Raw genomic sequence first — 17,411 nt, 5'->3', positions numbered from 1 at the left:
ATCTCCCGCATGCCGTAGTTGCCCTCGTGCCCGCTGACCGAAGGATGCTTCGCCTTCCACGCCGCAATGACCGGCCGGATCAGCTCCCATGCCTCATCCGACACGTCACTCGGGTACGGCTCGCGCCCGTCCATGCCCACCAGGGCACCGCATATCCGACCCGCCGTGAAGCCCCGAAACCGGACAACCCGCCTCAAGTACTGCGAGTCCGCCGAGCACTCGCAGAACACCCTCTCAGCCTCGCCCCCGCAGCCACCGCATGAGCGCACCCCGCAACGGCGACAACGCCCGCGCCCGACTCGCCGCCCCCACCCTGGCCATGCTCCCGCGCGTAGCCGACTCCCTGTCCTTCCTCTACCTCGACATGGTCCGCCTGGTCCAGGACGACACCGGAGTCTGCGCCCAGATCCAGGTCAACGACGCACGCACCGACACCGTCTACGTCCCCACCGCATCCCTGACCTGCCTGCTCCTGGGCCCTGGCGTGTCCGTCACCACCCGCGCCCTGACCACCCTGGCCCGCCACGGAACCAGCGTCGTATGCACCGGATCAGGAGGCGTACGCGCCTACGCAGGCATCCTGCCCGACTCCCTGACCACCCACTGGCTCGAACAACAAGTCCACGCCTGGGCCGACCCCGACCAACGCCTCGACGTCGCCATCCGCATGTACGAAAAACGCTTCGACGACGACGTCCCCGACGGCACCACCATCGCCCAACTCCGCGGCATGGAAGGCCAGCGCATTAAGGCCCTCTACCGCATCCTCGCCGACCAACACGGCGTCGGCCGCTTCCGCCGCAACTACCACCCCGACCAATGGCACACCCAGGACCCCGTCAACCTCGCCCTGTCCGCAGCCAACACCTGCCTGTACGGCATCGTCCACGCCGCCCTCCTGGCCCTCGGCTACTCACCGGCGCTCGGCTTCGTACACGCCGGCACCCAGCACGCCTTCGTCTACGACATCGCCGACCTCTACAAAGCCGAGACCACGCTGCCCATCGCCTTCTCCCTCAACCAGTCGGCCGCCCCGGACGCCGAAGCCCGCCGCAAGTTCCGCGAAGGACTCCGCCTCTTCCGCCTGCTGCCCCGCATCGTCGCGGACATCCAAGCCCTCCTCACCCCCGGCGGCCCGGACCAGGACGAGGAACACTCCGAACGGCGGGACGTGGACATGGTGCACCTATGGGATCCCAAGGCCGGCGTCCTGCCCGCCGGGGTCAACTACGGTCCTCCCCGCCGGCGCGGGGGTGTTCCGCCGTCGCAGATGCGCGGCGGCCTCGTCGGGTCGTCCTCCCCGCCGGCGCGGGGGTGTTCCGATCTCTAGAGGATGTTCCACTCCAGGCTGAGGTCCCCCGCCCGGAATCCGTGGATGCGCCGTACGACTTCGGCGGCTTTGGCGGGCTCGTGGGTGGCCTTCCGGGCGTTGGTCGTGATCATGCGTAGTTCGCGCAGGTCGCGGAGGACCGGATACCCGGCCCACTGTGTGACGTCCCAGCCGTATGCCTCGGCGAAGTCCGCGTAGTGCGCGTTGCCGTAGCCGAATCGACGGCAGTGCACCTCGACGGTCACCAGGTCCCATTCCGGGTGGCCGACCGCGATGCTGTCCCAGTCGCAGAGCACGGCGCGGTGCCCGTCATGCAGGGCGTTGCCATGCTGAGGGTCGCCCTGGAGCACAGATTCCTGGAGTTCGTAACTGACCGAACCAAGTCGTCGCTCCAGCACATCGGCACGCTGATGGAGATAGAGCAGGTCTTCCTGCGACAGTGTGGTGGTGCGGCTCAGCGAGCGGCGGATGGCTCCGCATACGTCGAGCGGTTTGAGGGCGACCGGTGGTTCGCTGAGGCTGTGGAGGATGTTGAGCGGCTTGGCGAGGGCCTGCGCCGGCACGGTCCTGTCGGGCTGGGGCAGGTAGGTCCAGAGCGAGATCGCGTTTCCGTCGGCCACGACCGGCTGGAGGTCCGGTCGGTGGAGGGGGACGGTGGGGAACCCTAGGTCCATCAGCCAACGGACGAACGTCACGGTGCGCGCGACCTCGTCGACCGGGGTGCCCTTCCGGGCGATCTTCACCACGACGGGCCGGCTCGCGAGTCGTATCACCGCGTTCGTCTGGCCGCGCATGAGAACGGCCCCGGCGGAATCCAACCCGGCTGCCGCGCACCCGCGTTCAAGGATGGCGAGCATCTCGGATTCGGTGAAGCCGCCGTGGATCGGTGCAGTCATAGGGCAAGGCTGAACGATCGCAGGTCCTGCTGTCACATCGCCCCGGTGGGCAGGGCGAGGATCTCGTCGAGCTCGCGTGCGGAACGCGAGGAGCGCATCGGCCGGGGGACCGCCTCGATCACATCGCGGACCCTGGCTTCCAGGATCTGCGTGCGATGGCCCGCCGGGACGTTCAGGAAGGCGCGGCCGGCGAGTTCACAGGCTTCGTTGAGGTGGCGTTCGCGGGCGAGGCAGATCGCTCCCTCGATGCGGAGCAGGGCCGGATCGATGCTGCCGTTGACCCCGGCGTAGAGGCTATGGGCGTGGCTTTGGACTTCTCGTGCCCGGCGCGTCTGCCCCAGGTAGGTGAGTGCGCCGCTGAGGTACAGCAGCAGGCGCCGCTCCGGGAAGGCCCATGCGTCCAGCTCAGCGGGGTGCTCGGCGGCGGTGAACACCTCCTGGGCCACGCGCATCGCCCGCTCCGCACCTGCCGTGTCGCCGCTCCGTGCCCGTGCGCGGGCTTCGGCCGCCGCCGCGAAGGCCCCTGTCTGCGTGGGCCGGTTCTGTACGAGTAGCCGTGCCTCGTAGGCGAGCTGGACCGCGCGATCCAGGGGGCCGTAGTAGTACGGAAGCATCGCCGCCTGGACGCGTACGCGGGCCCGCAGGTCTCGTCGGCCGCTGTCGTCGGCGGCTGACAGCGCGGTGGCATACCATCCGCCGGCCTGCCGGAGGCTGCCCAGTTTCATCAGCGCGTCGGCGACCAGGGTCGCCAGTACCGCGGTCATTTCGGAGAGACGCAGCTGGACCGACGCGGGCTGTCGGTCCCCGGCCAAGAGCTGCACCTCACGGAGGTCTTCGATCAACTCCGTGAGCATCTGCTGCGGAGGGCTGATGATGTACTGCCGACGGTGCAGCAGTAGCCGCTCGTCGAGCAGGTCGAGCTGCCCGGTGGTGACGCTTCCCATCGCAAGGGTTCGGTCGACGCCCCTGCGGATGTCCTCCAGCCAGTCGGACGCGGGGCCCGATGCCGTTACCGGAGAGGGCGGTGGCAGCTCCGTCGCGTTCGCTGGGACGAGAGCGCCGGCACGGCTGTAATCGCCTGCCGCCTCCAGACCGAGGTCGCGGGCATTGCAGCGATAGAGCCTGCACAACAGATCGGTGGTGCTGGCCTGAGGCCGACGATCGGGCTTGGTCTCCCAGACCCGCAACTGGTCGGGATCGAGCCGCGGTCCGGCACGTTCCTGTGTGGCGCACAACGCTTGGAACTGCTGTACGGCCTGGACGAGCGTCCAGCCGTGAGCGAGGCGATGCCCGCGGAGGCGGGACACCGAACAGCACTGGGCGATCTCGTCCACGAGCCGGCCAGCTGGCCATCCTGCTCCGTCAGCGCGCTCGCGCCACCGCGCCGCACAACGTGAACCGTGCCGGGTCGACATCGCTCTCGCCTCCTCAGCCGCATCGGATGATCCATCGATCGTAGTGAGCCGACCACCCGCAGGCGCTGGAAACCGGTGACGGTCTCACCGGTCGCGTCCAGAACCGGTGAGCGGATCACCGGTTGCCGCTCACCGGTGCGTACAACGCGGTTGATGCGCAGGGGCCTTCCGGCGAACTCTTCCCCCACACCACTTCCGGAAAAGGGGGAACGATGGCGGACCGCACCGAGCTATGCGGCCATCTCCTGCCGCAACAGGCCCAGGGCCTGCGATGCGAGGTCCCTGACGGCGGGCAGGTGGCCGCCCGCGGTTCGTACGACGCGTTGGAGCTGATGCGGCAGGCGCTGCGTCACAGCCTCCCGGACCGCGACGGTCAGCGACTCGGCGGCTCCATTGCGGTCATCGGCGAGAAGCCGTACGTGGGCGACCGTCACCAACTCGATGACGCGCCACTGCGGGGCGACGGTCATCGTGGGTGCGGGACTGCTGTCCGCCAGCCGGATGGCCTCTGCCGGGCGGCCCGTGGCGACGAGACCGCGCAGCCGAATCTCGTGGAGCGCGAACGGATTGAACAGACTGGTGTGCTCCACCGAGTCCAGGAGTTCACCGCTCTCCTTCGTGGCCCGGTCGAACATCTGGAGGTCGCCGATGGTGCCGGAGGCGCGGGCGAGGAGGGGCAGCACAGCGGCTCGGGCGTCAAGGTCCGGAGCCAGGGCTGCGGCGCGGCACAGCCGGTCCACGGCAGCCCCGCGCAGGTGCGCTTTCCGCAGCTCGTTGCCGTGCATCCGCAGGACGTACGAGAGGAAGCCCGGGTCCTCGAAGTGCCGGGCGATGTGCAGGCTCTTGGCCGTCCAGTGCGCTGCGGTACTCAGCCGTTCCTCCGGCAGGACGTTGCCCAGGGCGACCCCCAGACCGACGCGGGCGCGGGCGAGGAGACGCAGGACGTCCCGCTCGGTGTGCCCGTCCTCGAACCGTGCCTCCAAGCGGGCGACCAGGGGCCACAGTTCTGCCACGGCGGCGGAAGCGTGGCCGGACTGGCGGGCGATCTCGGCGAGCCGAAGGGTGGATTCGCCGAACTGGAGCATCGCTCGGTGGTCGCTGTCCGCCGGGTCGGTAATGCCCAGGGCATGTGGTGGCAGCCGCAGTCGCTCGCAGATGCGTCGGCGCGAGCCCACGTCGTCCAAGCGCCGTTTCCCTACCTCAACAGCGGAGATGTACGTCTTGTCGTAGCCGAGCTGATGGCCGAGCTCGGTCTGGTTGAGTCCGTGCACAGCGCGGTAGAAGCGAAGGATCGCCCCCAGGTCGCCGGCTGCGAGGAGGAGCTGGGCCTGTGGAGTGGCCCAGTGCCACAGGGCGTGCTGAGCCGACGGTCCGTTGAGGGCGGCAGTGCTGTCTGCGTTGTCTCGACTTGCCACACGCTCCCCGTCCATGCCCGGCTACATCCGTCCGTACCAGGCCGCGATCGACTGCTTGTAGCCCTGCGGCATGTTCAGCAGGGGAACCTCGTCGGCGGCGAAGAGCCCGATCTGCTTGTGCTCGTGGCTGAGGACGGGGGTCCGGTCGGGAGTCAGCACCGCGCAGCCGTACGTGACGATCAGGACGCGTCGGCCGGGGATGGGCTCGTAGAGCCAGACGCCCCCATCAATGAGCGGACCAGCCTTTACCTCCCAGCCGGTCTCCTCTTGAAGCTCGCGTTCCACGGCCCGCTCGGGACTCTCATCCGCGAGGACGCCATCGGCTTCGTCGCCGATCTCCAGCCGTCCGCCCGGCAGTTCCCACTCCTGGCGTTCGTTCTTCAACAGCAGCACACGGTCCTGGGCGTCAAGGGCGACGCCCTTGACGGAGACGGGCCAGACAGGCGGCTTGTACGGCATGCGGAACCTCGTCCTGCGATGTGCGACCCGGACCTTCGGAACGTAGCACGCGACCCACAAAGACCGGTCCGGCGAGGCGAATTACCCGAGTCGACAATCTGTCGCTTTACCGCAGTACCCGCCTGTCCCGACAGTGGCATCACCGATCACCGACGAGGGAGCTCGAGAGTGCGTGAAGCGATAGCTCAGCCCGTAGAACTGTTCATGGCACATCACGTGGACCACACCTCCGCTCGGGCCGAAGGGCTCATCGCCGCGCAACTGCGAGACGACGGGATCGTGACGGTGGACGGCCTGTTCACCCGCAGTGCGGTTCTGGCGTTCGCCTCGCGCATCATGGCCGTCCGGTCGCACAGGGACAGCGACCCGGATGGTCTGACCAGCATCCGTGACACCCACCGCCACGATCGGCGCATCGGGTTCGCCGGCCTCGGCAATGGCGAATTGGCCCCGCACACCGAACGAGCCGGTGTACCTGTGCCGCCGCGGTTGATGTTGATGGTGTGTGAACAGACGGCGGATAGGGGCGGCGAATGCCTTCTGACCGATGGCCGGGCCGCACACGCTGACCTCTCCGTGTGGTCCCCCGAGGCCGCCGTGATGCTGGCGAAGCCGCGAACGGCCTACTTCGGCACCGGCGACGGCCATCCCTCGCAGGTGTTCACGGTGCATCGCGGGGGCCGGGTGAGCGTGCGACTGCGACAGGACGATCTCGCCCGGTGGAGTCCGCTCGTCGCGCGTCATGTCCCGGACCTTCGCGACGCCATCATCCGCAACCAGCACAAGCTCAGCCTCGCCGTCGGTCAGGCGTACCTGGTTGACAACGAGCGCTGGCTTCACGCCCGTACCCGGTTTTCCGGCGATCGACGGTTCTTGCGCGCCCTCGGCGAACCGCGCTTCGCCGTACCCGACGGATTCGCCGTCGACCCGGCCGCCGCCGCACTACCCCTGACGTTGGAGGTCGCCTGATGATGCCCGAAGGACACGCGCGCGCGAGCGGCAGTTCGGAACCGGGACGCGAAGGACCTCCTCTGCGACGAACCAGAGGCGCTCACCTGGGAGACCGCCGACCGGAGAAGGCCGCACAGGTACCCGTTGAGCTGTGCCGCCGTGTCCTTGACGGGCTCCGGCGACTCCGGTGATGGGGGCGGACCCGATGACCACGCTCCTCGCGTTTGAGTCCGCCAGCGAATTTCCCGAACATCGGGAAAGCCTCACGCTGGCCTCCGACGACCTCGCCCCCGGCGCGGCACGCTTCTTCGCACGACAGCGGCTCGCGGATTGGGACCTCGAAGACCTGGCTGACCGGGCGTTGCTCATCGTCAGCGAACTCGCCACGAACGCACGGCGCCACGGTCGGACGCAGCCCGAGAAAGAAGTCGAACTCATCACGCTGACGCTCACCCTCCAGGACGGGGTGGTGGGCATCGAGCTGGAGGACAACTCCTCGGTGCCGCCTGTTGCCCCTGTCGGAGCGGAGGGCGCGGAGGGCGATCTCGACGGTCGGGGTCTGCTCCTCGTAGAAGCGGAGGCCGACGCGTGGACAGCTCGTCTCCATGAGGACGGAAGCGGCAAGAGAGTGCTGGCCTTCCTGCAACGCCGCGTACCCGCTCCATGATCTGAACGGCACCGCACCGCACCGCACCACCCCACTCCCATACGCATCGACGTTGGAGGTGCTCACCATGTCCGTACAGTCACGCTGGCAGATCCTCGGTGCCGACGAGGGGATGCGATCCCGGTGATGGCGTCCCCAGCCGGGCGGGCGCTGGTCCTCGACCTCGACGGCGTCCTGCTCGACACACTCCCCGTCATGCGGGAGGCGTGGCGCGCGGTGCGCGAGTGCCACAGCATCGACGTGCCCTTCGAAACGTACGAGCAGCACCTCGGCCGGCCGTTCGGCGACATCATGAAGCTCCTGGGTCTTGCCGAGGCTGACCGTATCCACGCGACATACACGGAGGCGTCGAAGACTGCCTCCGACCTGGCTCGGCCCTTCAACGGTGTGGAGGACGTGCTTCACGCGTTCGCCGACGCCGAGTGGCTGCTCGCGGTCGTGACGTCCAGGCCTCTTGCGCGAGCCGCCCCGCTGCTGGCACGACTCAGCTGTCCCTTCGCCGCCATCCGAACCCCCAGCGGCCCTGGACGCGGCAAGCCGGCCCCGGACACGCTGCTGCTCGCCCTGGTCGACCTTGCCACCGACCCAGCATCCGCGACGTATGTGGGCGATATGGCGGTCGACCGAGAATGCGCTCGTCGGGCCGGGGTGCCGTTCGTTCACGCGGCCTGGGGCTATGGCGACCCAGGAAGTCCGGCGCCCCCGGTTGCACGTGCCCCGATAGACCTCCTCCGGCTCCTCGAAGGGAACCGCACGCCAGCTCCTTTCGTGGAAGGGAGCCTCCTGTGAGCGTCGCGAAGCGAAGCGCCCTCGCCCAGACCTTCGTCGGCGAGCAGTCCCGGGGCCGAGCCGCGCTGATGAGAAGCCCGGTATGAACGCGTATGACCTCGACCAGGTCGTTGAGACTCTGATGCTCGCTTTGGAAGATGAGTACGGCGGCGCGTTCGTGACGGCAAGCGGCGTGAGTTGGCTGGAGGCCCACCACGTACCGGTTCGCCGACTCGTCACCCGCGTAGTGAGGCGGCTCCTGCTACTGGGGGAGGTGCCGGCCGACCCGGAGCCCTGCGCGGCCGAGAATCTGGTCGTTGCCAAGAACAGCGCGTCCTTCGGCTATGTCGCGTACGACGTGTCCGAGAGCGGCCTCTCCTTCCTGCTCGGGCGTGGTGAGCCCGAGCAGTTCGTGATGGCTGGCAGCGTGCCCGATGATCCGGTGCGGCCGCCGCCCCTGACTGCCCCCACGCCCGTAAGCGCGGTCTCCTGGAGTTCCCGTCACGCAGAGACCCTGCTGCCGGTCCTCTCCGTACTGTCCGGCCGAGGGCTGGAGAGCACCGTCATGGACATGGCCTCCGAGGCCGGCCAACGCTTCCCCGATGACTCGGGCGCCGGCGTCACCGTGATTCGGCTGCCGAGAGAAGTCCTGGACCGCCAGGGAGGGGTGGCCACCCAGAACCTGGCCCTGCCCGTGGAGGAACACATCGCGTGGGTGGGGCGGCATGAGGTCAGCCTCGCCCGACTGGCGATGCTCGCTGCCCAGGTGCTTGTGCGCAGCGCAGGGTGCACTCAGCCGTCGTGGACGGCAGCGCTGCACGTCGAACAGTGGCTCGACGCCGTTCTCGGGCAACTGCGCAGCCGGGTGCTTCTGTGCAGCAACGACACGAGCCCGCTCGGTGTCCTCGCTGTCCGAGCGGCCGAGCGAGCCGCCGCGGACACCGTGTATGTCCAGCACGGCGCGTGGGTCGAAGGGCAGATCTCCTGGCGCGCACAGCACTGTCGACATATCGCTGTGATGGGGTCGCGCGACGTGCGCACCGCGCACACGTGGACTCGACGCGTTGACGCCCGTACGTACGTCGTCGGCCAGCCGCGCTTCGACCCGCTTGTTCAGGTTGACCGCCGCAGCCAACGCTCCTACCTACAAGGGATGTTGCGGCAGCGGGCGGGTGCGGTGCCGCCGAAGATCGTGGTGTGGGCGTGCCAGCCGTTCACTGAGCAGCGGCTCCTCGGCCAGGTCGAGGTTCTGGCCGAGGGACTACGGCACGCGCAGGACCGCTGGGGCCTTGTCATCGCTCCGCACCCCGCGCAGAGCGCCCAGCCGCTCTCCGCACTCTTCGACGCGACGAACGGCGTCGTCGCGGCCCTGGCCGCCCCGGAGGTAGGGGCGCGCGGCTGCCTGGCGGGCGCGGACGCTCTCATCAGCGCATCGTCGACCTGCGGGATCGAAGCCCTGCTCCTCGGGGTGCCCGTACTGGAACTCGTTCTCCCCGTGACGCGCACCCTCCGGCTCGCCGACCACGGAGCCGCACAGTGCTGCACCTCCAGTCAGGACATCACCACGGCTCTGACACGGATCGACGAGTCGCCGAGGGCCGTACGCGTGCCGGCAGCGGCCAGGGAAGCGATCTGTCGTTGGGACGGACGCAGCGCGGGTGCTGTCGCGGACGTCGTCGTCAACGCGCTGATCGATGGTTCAGCGCCTCATCACTCAGCTCAAGGGACGGATGTGCCATGACGATCACGCTCTCGGGTGACAGTGTCGCCGAACTCTTCACTGGCGCGGCGAGGTTGGCCAAGGACGGTAGAAGGGTCAGCCCGCGGGAGATGGCCACGCGCGAGGTCTTCGACGCCAGCATGAAGCTGACCGAGCCACGGGCCCGGCTCCTCGTCGCGCCGCCCGCCCGCGTCCTCAACCCTGCTTTTGCCGTCGCCGAGACCGTGTGGATTCTCTCCGGCACGGATGCCCCGTGGATCTTCGACTACAACGCGCGGCTGAGGCAGTACGCCGACGACGGCATCCTGCGCGGCGCGTACGGCCCCCGGATGCGGAACTGGGCAGGCGAGATCGACCAGCTTCGCCGCGTCGTCGACATCCTGAAGGCCGACCCCGACTCCCGACGGGCGACCATCCAGCTCTACGACCCCGTGCGGGATTCGGCTGGGCACAAGGACGTCCCCTGCACGCTCGGCTTCCGCTTCCACCTGCGCGGTGGGCGCCTCCACATGTCGACCACCATGCGCAGCCAGGACGTGTGGATAGGCATGCCGTACGACCTGTTCTTCTTCACCACGCTCCACGAGCTGGTGGCCGGCTGGCTGGCTGGACGCCGACCTCGGTGAGTACCACCACCACGTCGACTCCCTGCACATTTATGAGCGCGACATCGAGAAGGCCGACGCGCTGACCGACGTCGCATCGAGCGCCGCGATGCCTGAACTGGCCACACCGTGGGAGGGGTTCGACGAGCTCCTCGACCGCGTCGAGGCCCGTGATGAGACCGGGCATCCGGGCTGGGAGGCGATGGCCGAGACGCTGCGCAGCTATCGGCTCTGGAAGAGCGGGGCGAGGGATCGAGCACGCCGAATCGCTGACGGTACCAAGGGGCCGCTCGGCGAAGCCATGACCGCCTGGTACGACGAGCTGACCCGCCGCACCGGCATCTCCCCAACCCGGCTGACGGCAACGGGCACGCGGTGACGCGCGCTATGGATCACGCCCCTGCCATTCTCCTGGGGCTGTGCTCCTTCACCCATGATTCCTCCGCAGCGCTCCTGGTGGAGGGCGAACTGGTGGGATTCGTGGAGGAGGAACGTCTCTCCCAGAAGAAGCACACCCGCTCGTACCCCCACCACGCCGTGGAGTGGCTACTGGGCAAGGCCGACATCAAGCCCGGGGATGTCGATGCCGTCGCGTACAACTTCCAGCCCGTCCGCTACCTCGCCGAGACCCCCGCTGCCCTGCGCTTCGCACTCTCCCGGACGACCCGAAGCCGTGCCCTGCCACGTGCTGCCGGGTTCGCCAAGGTCGCTGTGCGCACCCAACGCCGTCTGCAGTCTCTCGGCAGGCAGTTCCCCGGAGCCCAGGTCACCCCCGTACGGCATCACCGCGCCCATCAGCTGGCAGCCTTCGCCGCCTCGGGATGGGACGAGTCCGCAGTTCTCGTCGTCGACAGCCTCGGCGAGCGGCAGACCACCACCATCGCCCACGCGCGCCAGGTGGGACGCCCCGTCACCCGCACGCTGGAGGCGCTCTACGACCCGGCCTCGCTGGGCTACATGTACGGAGCGGTCACCGAACACCTCGGCTGGCGGCGCGGCGACGAAGAAGGCACCGTCATGGCGCTCGCCGCGCTCGGCGACCCGTCCCGGTTCCGGCACATCTTCGCTCGCGCTGTCCGTACGACGGCCACCGGCTTCGCCTTGGACCCGGCCTACTTTCCGCCACGCGTACTCACTTCGGGGTACGCCCGAACCTCCCCGCGGTTGGCCACCGAGACGTGCCCACCCCGGCACGCCAACGAGCGAGTCGGCCAAACGCACCGGGACGTGGCCGCCGCCCTCCAGGAGCGCACCGAGCAGATCATGCTGCACCTCGCCTGGCGGGCCCGAGCGCTCACCGGCTCGCAGCGACTCTGCCTGGGCGGTGGGGTGGCTACCAACTGCGTCAGCGTCGGCCGGATCATCGAAGCGAGCATCTTCGACGAGGTCTTCGTCCCCCCGGCCCCGGGCGACGCCGGCACCGCCCTCGGCGCCGCAGTCGCCGTATACGCCGACAGCGGCAGCAGACGTCCGCTGTCCGGGATCGCCCGCGCCTGCTACCTCGGCCCGTCGTTCCCGGAGCCGGCCCTTGATCTCACCCCGTGGCCCGGACTCCAACAGAAGCTCCTGAGCGTAGAGGTCGCGGAGTTCCTGGCGGACCAGCTGGCGCACGGAAAGATCGTCGGCCTGTTCCAGGGCGCGGTCGAGGCCGGGCCCCGCGCACTGGGGAACCGTTCCATCCTCGCCTCACCTCTGGAAGCCGGGATCGTCGAGCGGCTGAACGCGACGGTGAAGTTCCGCGAACCGTTCCGCCCGTTCGCACCCGTGGTCACCGCCGCCCGCGCCGGGGAGTTCTTCGCCCTTGGCCAGGATGCGCCCTACATGTCCATGGCCTCTCGGGTGACCGACGTCGCCCGCGACCGTATCCCCGCGATCGTCCACGCGAACGGCACCGCGCGTCTGCAGACCGTCACCGCTGGCCAGAACCCCTTTCTGCACGAGGTCCTGGAGGCGTTCGCCCGTCGTACAGGAGTCCCCGTCCTGATCAACACCTCGCTCAACGTCAAAGGCAAGCCCATCTGCGGCACCCCGGACATGGCACTGGACTGCCTGGCCGGCTCCGGGCTCGACGCCCTGTTGCTGGAAGGGCGGTGGATCACCAAATGAGGATCGGATACAGCTTCTGGGGCTTCCTCGGCAACGGGGTCACCGACACCCCCGACGGAGGCCGCAGCCACCGCCGACCGCTGATCGACGCCCTCATCGCCCGCGGTCACGACCTCGTCTTCCTCCAGGCCGACCGAGACCGCCGCGAAGCCGGGGACGACCTCGGCGGCGCGTACTCCTTCCACGCCGGCATCCCCGACATCGACGTGCTGTTCGTCGAATGGCGCTGGGACATCGCGGGACGCAACACCACGCCGTGCGGCACTGAAGGCCACACCTGCGATCTGCACCGGCAGAACGAACTCATCCACCGCTACACCGTGCAGCGCCGCACCCCGACGGTCATCTGGGACAAAGACCGGACACTGAGCGCTGACAGCGACTGGCGGCGCACCGCCCACGTCGAGGTCTGCGAGGCGGCGCGCTCGCAGACACCCGGTGCCCACAGTCTGCTCTTCCCGGCCGCCGACGGGCTGCTCGACCACGCCGACCCGGACCAGCTGGCCGCCATGCCGCGGGAGAACCCGCTCGGCTACGTCGGCAACCAGTACGACCGCGACGAGGAATTCGACCGCTTCTTCGCCCCGGCAGCCGCGTGCTTCGAGCACCTGGTCGCAGGTAAATGGCCGGATACCGGGCGCTGGCCGCATGTCACCTTTCTCGGGCGTCTCCCCTTCGCCGACGTGACCCGGCTCTACCACGGCACCTTGGCGACCTTGCTGCTGCTACCGAAGCGGTACGCCGAGGCCGGCCAGATGACTCAGCGGCTCTTCGAAGCAGTCCTCGCCGGATGCCTGCCGCTGGCCCCGGCCGGCATCCGGCACGTCGAGAAGTTCGTGCCGCCCGCCCTCGTCGTACGCGGCGGCAGCCAGGTGATCCGGAAACTGCGGCACCTGCAAGAGATCGCGGGCAGCCGGCAGCACGCCGAGCTGATCTCCGAATGCCTCGGCCGCCTGGAGCTCTTCCGTCTCAGCCGGCAGGTCGACGCGCTGGAAATCGTCCTGGACAAGGTCACCAATAGCCGGGCAGTCACCATGGGAGTGGCCTGATGCATCTGATCACTCGGGCGGTCACACCCGCATCATCTGTACGTGTCCCGGCGGCGCTGCCGTCCGGACATCCACACACCCCTAGGGTGGAGCACCATGAAGAAAGTCGCCATCGTCGGCTGCGGAGGCAGCGGCAAATCGTATCTGGCCCGCCAGGTGGGGAAGATCCTGGACGCGCCGGTGACGCACTTGGACGCCGCGTTCTACGACGACGAGTGGAACGCGTTGCCGATGGAGAAATTCTCCGAGGTGCAGCGTGGCCTGGTCGCGAAGCCGAGGTGGGTCATCGACGGCAACTACAACTCCACGCTCCAGATCAGGCTCGAAGCCTGCGACACCGTGGTGCTGATGGACGTCTCGACTCCGGCCGCGCTGTGGGGGATCGTCTCCCGGCAGATCCGGCACGGTGCCGGGCACAAGGGCAATGGAGTGCACAACCGCATCCACTGGGGCGTGATCAAGTACGTGGCGACGTACCGGCGCAAGATGCGACCGCGCGTCATGATGAAGATCGAAGAGTTCGCCGCCGGGCACGCCGAAGTGGTACTCCTCACGAGCCGTCGGCACACACGCCGCTGGTTGCAGCAGCTCGCCGCCCAGCACTCCTGAGCACCCCGCACTCCCGCTGGGGGTGCGGCGCGTGATCTCTACCAACCCCTTCCTCGACCCTGACCGGCAGGGCGACCTGTACGGCAATGTCACCCGGCCGGCCGCGCGCTCCGGCGCGCTGCTGCGGGCCAAGACCGCCGGTCTCCCCGTGCCTGTGACCATCGTCGAGCTGGTCGCCACACACCGAACTGCGACCGACGGGCGTCTTGAGCTGGTGGTGGACATCGGCTGCGGGCGCGGCACCGGCAGTCGCGTCCTGGCCGAGCGCCTGAAACCGAACCGGCTCGTCGGCCTCGATGCCTCGCTCGTGCTGGTGAACGAAGCCCGCAGGCGAGTCGGGTGCCTGCCCGGAATCCAGGTGGCTTTCCTCCAAGGAGACTTCCACCAGCTGCCCTTGCCCGATGAGTCGTGCGCATTGGCCGTCGCCGCGTTCTGCCTCTATCACTCGCCCCACCCCGAGCGGGCCATCGCCGAGATCGCCCGTGTCCTGGCCCCCGGTGGGCTCGCCGTTCTGGTGACCAAAGAGCTCGACAGCTACCGCGAGATGGACGCACTGGTCGCCACCGCCGGCCTCGACCCGCACGCCCAGCAGCACGAGAGCCTCTACACCGCAGCACACAGCGGCAACCTCGCCGACCTCGCCAAGACGGCACTGGGCGTGGTCGCGGTCGAGCACGAGGAGCACATCTTCACCTTCCACGACCTCGACCACGCCGCCCAGTACCTGGTCACCAACCCCAAGTACGACCTCGCCCCCGATCTCTACGGAAACCCCCGCGCGCTCGCAGCGACGCTGCGCGAGTGGCACCCGGACCAGCCCGTATCCACCAGTTCGGTCATCACGTACGTCGTGGCCCGCAGGCGGGGAGGGCCCGCGTGATGCTCACCCAGTTCACCAAGCACTACGACACCCCCGCGGCGACGGCCGCCGCCGCCCGGCACTACGGCTGGCTCGCCGCCCACGCCGAGCCGCTGCGGCAACCGGCCTTGCGAGTCGTCGGCCCGACCAGCCTGACCTTCGAGCACATCGACGGCCGCCGCGCTGTGAGGGAGGACCTGCTGAGGTTGGCCGGACTCCTGGGTGACGCCCACGGCGCCGCCTGGGCAAGTGACCTGCACCGCGCGCAGCTGAACATGCCGCATGCCTTCCGTGACGGCAGCCCGTTCGGCGGCTTCCTCTCCTGCCGCGAAGTCGCCCTGCGCAGACGGCTGGAACAGGGCTATCTGCCGGACGCGACCGCCTTGCACGTCATGCTGACGTTGCTGGAGCGATCAGCCGAGGGGCCCGCGGCCTTCTACAAGGACAGCAATCCGCGCAACTTCGTGATCACCGAGGACGGCACGGTCTTCACCGTCGACACCGACGACCTGACGCTCGCGCCGTTCGGGTACGACCTGTCCAAGCTGATCGCGACGCTGATCATGACACACGGTCCGATCGGCCCCGAGGCCATCGAGGCGGCCCTGGAGAACTACAACCAGGCCGCCGCCCGGTACGACGTCCAGCTCGGTGCCACCCGCCGCGAGCGCCTCGACGACTTCCTCGCGCTCCACTCCGTTCTGACTGCTCCCTACGCAGGTCACCACGGCTACCGCTACGGCTGGGTGCACCAGCTTCCCTGCCCCGACCCGGAGGGCCCCGCGTGATCACCACGGAACTCGGCTTCGTCCGTCACGGCCAGGGCCCAGTGCAGCGCGGCCGACCTGGCCGGCGGCCCCGCTGGAGCAGTTCCGCCCGGCCTCGTCCCCCGGCGCGAGGGCGACCGAGCGCTGTTCGCCACCCACGGCGACCCCGCCCACCGCGCCGGAACGCCGACGGAGCCGACGCCGTGATCACGGCGTATGACGATCCGCGCATGGAACTGGCCAGGCTGACGGTCGGAGCCGTCACCATCGCCGCCGACTCGGCGCTCCCGCCGTACCTACACCTCATCGACAGCCGAGGCAACGCCTACTTCGCCAAGCAACACCGCCACTCCATTCGGTTCGACCAGGAGGTCCACCGCGGTCACGAGCAAGGCGACCGCGCCCTCAGCACGCACGGCCGCACCGTCTTTCCCGACTGAGCTGACCGCCCCAACCCATCCCAGGAGACCTCCGTGTCCGAAAGTCTTCCAGCCGCGCCTAAACCGGGCATCCGGCGCGCGGTGGTGACCGGTGCGGCCGGATTCATCGGCTCCCACCTCGCCCGCGCCCTGCTCCAGTCGGGCACCACCGTGATCGGAGTGGACCGCCGCGACCCCAACGACCCCGCTGCCGCACCCAACTTGGCTGCGCTGCACGGCTTCGCGAGCTACATGCATATAGGGGCGGATCTCCTCACCTGTGCGATCGACCCGCTCCTGTTCGACGCCGATGTCGTTTTCCACCTGGCAGGCGTCCCCGGTGTTCAGCCCTCTTGGGGACCGCAGTTCAGCGAGTACGTCAGCTCCAACATCCTCGCCACCCAGCGCGTCATGGACGCTGTCACCCGCATGCGCGTCCCCCAGCTGGTCGTGGCCTCCTCCTCCAGCGTCTACGGGCGAACCTCTGGCGGCCCGAGCGTGGAGAGCGACCACCCGCACCCGTCCTCCCCGTACGCCGTCACCAAGCTCGCCGAGGAACACCTCTGCCTCGCGTACGCCGCCCGCGCCGACTCGCCGACCAACGTCGTGGCCCTGCGGTACTTCACGGTCTACGGTCCGCGCCAGCGACCCGACATGTTCATCCACCGCGCCCTTCGCTCCGCGATGACCGGGCAGCCCCTGCGCCTGTACGGGGACGGGCACCAGCGCCGGGACTTCACCTACATCGATGACGTGGTCAGGGCAACCATCGCCGCCGCCGCAGCCCCCGAAGCAACGGGCGTCGTCAACGTCGGCGGCGGCGCCAACGCCTCCCTGATCGATGTGATCAACACCGCCAACAGTCTCGTCGGCCGAGACATCCAGGTTCACGTCGACACCGCGCGCAACGGCGACGTTCTGACCACCCGAGCCGACTCCCGCCGAGCGCGGGCCGCTCTCGGTTGGCAGCCAACCGTGGACCTGCCGAACGGCATGCGCGCACAGATGCAAGCACTGGCCCAACCCGGTCACCGCGCCGCAGCCTGACCACTCTGCCCACTTCGCGACCACTCAGGAGCTGCAGTGGAGAGTCCCGAGAAAGCCCGGTTGGCCGCCGCCACAACCGGCTCGCAGCTTGCCCCTCTCCGCCACATAGCGGTGATCCCATGCCGCTGGGGCTCCTCACGATTCCCCGGAAAACCTCTGGCCGGGCTTGGGGACAAGCCCCTGCTGTGGCACGTCTATCAGCGATGGGTGTGTATCCGTTGAGGGTGTCTCGTTGGGGTGATTCGCAGGGTTTTGGAATGTGATCGTGAGGGCTGGCTTCTACCGTCGCCGGTGACGAGCTCGCCGAGGTGTGCGGGCGCTGAGGCGAG

19 protein-coding genes are annotated in these 17,411 nt (G+C 68.8%); 15 read left to right on the top strand and 4 right to left on the bottom strand.

Annotation, left to right across the window (positions count from 1 at the left end):
• Positions 1-319: 319 nt before the first annotated feature.
• On the top strand, positions 320-1,330 hold the full coding sequence (gene cas1e, locus QMK28_RS30425) for a type I-E CRISPR-associated endonuclease Cas1e (protein ID WP_326442919.1): 1,011 nt from the start codon (positions 320-322) through the stop codon (positions 1,328-1,330).
• Here the strand turns inward: cas1e and QMK28_RS30420 are convergent.
• The 4 genes from QMK28_RS30420 to QMK28_RS30405 all read right to left on the bottom strand — a co-directional run bounded on the left by QMK28_RS30420 (position 1,327) and on the right by QMK28_RS30405 (position 5,515).
• The gene (locus tag QMK28_RS30420) at positions 1,327-2,226 is read right to left on the bottom strand and encodes a phosphotransferase family protein (protein WP_326442917.1); all 900 of its coding nucleotides are present in this window, start codon (positions 2,224-2,226) and stop codon (positions 1,327-1,329) included. The genes cas1e and QMK28_RS30420 overlap by 4 nt on opposite strands.
• Before the next feature lie 32 nt (positions 2,227-2,258).
• Positions 2,259-3,641: a hypothetical protein gene (locus tag QMK28_RS30415; protein ID WP_326442916.1), complete on the bottom strand. Its 1,383-nt coding sequence runs from the start codon at positions 3,639-3,641 to the stop codon at positions 2,259-2,261.
• 230 nt (positions 3,642-3,871) lie between these two features.
• Positions 3,872-5,056 (bottom strand): helix-turn-helix domain-containing protein, encoded by a 1,185-nt coding sequence (locus QMK28_RS30410; protein WP_326442915.1) that lies wholly within the window; start codon positions 5,054-5,056, stop codon positions 3,872-3,874.
• A 21-nt stretch (positions 5,057-5,077) separates the two neighbouring features.
• Positions 5,078-5,515 carry an NUDIX hydrolase gene (locus QMK28_RS30405; protein WP_326442914.1) on the bottom strand — a complete coding sequence of 146 codons (438 nt, stop codon included), beginning with the start codon at positions 5,513-5,515 and terminating at the stop codon, positions 5,078-5,080.
• A 168-nt stretch (positions 5,516-5,683) separates the two neighbouring features.
• Between QMK28_RS30405 and QMK28_RS30400 the strand changes: the two genes are divergently transcribed.
• From QMK28_RS30400 to QMK28_RS30335, 14 genes are all read left to right on the top strand, one after another.
• Positions 5,684-6,484, top strand: coding sequence for a TauD/TfdA family dioxygenase (locus tag QMK28_RS30400; RefSeq protein ID WP_326442913.1), 801 nt, complete (start codon positions 5,684-5,686; stop codon positions 6,482-6,484).
• Between the two features lie 187 nt (positions 6,485-6,671).
• Positions 6,672-7,133 carry an ATP-binding protein gene (locus QMK28_RS30395; protein ID WP_326442912.1) on the top strand — a complete coding sequence of 154 codons (462 nt, stop codon included), beginning with the start codon at positions 6,672-6,674 and terminating at the stop codon, positions 7,131-7,133.
• A gap of 126 nt (positions 7,134-7,259) precedes the next feature.
• Complete coding sequence (locus tag QMK28_RS30390; RefSeq protein WP_326442911.1) at positions 7,260-7,922, top strand: HAD family hydrolase; 663 nt, start codon at positions 7,260-7,262, stop codon at positions 7,920-7,922.
• A gap of 82 nt (positions 7,923-8,004) precedes the next feature.
• On the top strand, positions 8,005-9,642 hold the full coding sequence (locus QMK28_RS30385) for a hypothetical protein (protein ID WP_326442910.1): 1,638 nt from the start codon (positions 8,005-8,007) through the stop codon (positions 9,640-9,642).
• Positions 9,639-10,247, top strand: coding sequence for a thymidylate synthase (locus QMK28_RS30380; RefSeq protein WP_326442909.1), 609 nt, complete (start codon positions 9,639-9,641; stop codon positions 10,245-10,247). Before QMK28_RS30385 ends, QMK28_RS30380 begins: the two co-directional genes overlap by 4 nt.
• A gap of 88 nt (positions 10,248-10,335) precedes the next feature.
• Positions 10,336-10,605: a hypothetical protein gene (locus QMK28_RS30375; RefSeq protein ID WP_326442908.1), complete on the top strand. Its 270-nt coding sequence runs from the start codon at positions 10,336-10,338 to the stop codon at positions 10,603-10,605.
• An 8-nt stretch (positions 10,606-10,613) separates the two neighbouring features.
• A complete protein-coding gene (locus QMK28_RS30370; RefSeq protein WP_326442907.1) occupies positions 10,614-12,332 on the top strand; it encodes a carbamoyltransferase family protein in 1,719 nt (572 codons plus the stop codon).
• Positions 12,329-13,381, top strand: a complete 1,053-nt coding sequence (locus tag QMK28_RS30365) for a glycosyltransferase family protein (RefSeq protein WP_326442906.1) — start codon at positions 12,329-12,331, stop codon at positions 13,379-13,381. The genes QMK28_RS30370 and QMK28_RS30365 overlap by 4 nt, the downstream gene beginning before the upstream one ends.
• A 96-nt stretch (positions 13,382-13,477) precedes the next feature.
• Complete coding sequence (locus tag QMK28_RS30360; RefSeq protein ID WP_326442905.1) at positions 13,478-13,990, top strand: topology modulation protein; 513 nt, start codon at positions 13,478-13,480, stop codon at positions 13,988-13,990.
• Positions 13,991-14,021: 31 nt separating this feature from the next.
• Positions 14,022-14,870: a class I SAM-dependent methyltransferase gene (locus tag QMK28_RS30355; RefSeq protein WP_326442904.1), complete on the top strand. Its 849-nt coding sequence runs from the start codon at positions 14,022-14,024 to the stop codon at positions 14,868-14,870.
• Positions 14,870-15,637: a phosphotransferase gene (locus QMK28_RS30350; RefSeq protein ID WP_326442918.1), complete on the top strand. Its 768-nt coding sequence runs from the start codon at positions 14,870-14,872 to the stop codon at positions 15,635-15,637. The genes QMK28_RS30355 and QMK28_RS30350 overlap by 1 nt, the downstream gene beginning before the upstream one ends.
• 182 nt (positions 15,638-15,819) lie before the next feature.
• Entirely contained in the window at positions 15,820-16,056 is a 237-nt protein-coding gene (locus QMK28_RS30345) for a hypothetical protein (protein WP_326442903.1), read from the top strand.
• Between the two features lie 33 nt (positions 16,057-16,089).
• Positions 16,090-17,082: an NAD-dependent epimerase/dehydratase family protein gene (locus QMK28_RS30340; RefSeq protein ID WP_326442902.1), complete on the top strand. Its 993-nt coding sequence runs from the start codon at positions 16,090-16,092 to the stop codon at positions 17,080-17,082.
• A gap of 36 nt (positions 17,083-17,118) precedes the next feature.
• Positions 17,119-17,304, top strand: coding sequence for a cytidylyltransferase domain-containing protein (locus QMK28_RS30335; protein ID WP_326442901.1), 186 nt, complete (start codon positions 17,119-17,121; stop codon positions 17,302-17,304).
• Positions 17,305-17,411: the final 107 nt, after the last annotated feature.

Origin of the sequence: Streptomyces sp. H27-D2 (genome assembly GCF_035828615.1) — a bacterium.
In the GTDB taxonomy this organism is placed as follows: domain Bacteria; phylum Actinomycetota; class Actinomycetes; order Streptomycetales; family Streptomycetaceae; genus Streptomyces.
Note: the sequence above shows the minus strand (reverse complement) of the source record. Positions and strands in the feature narration are given on the sequence as shown.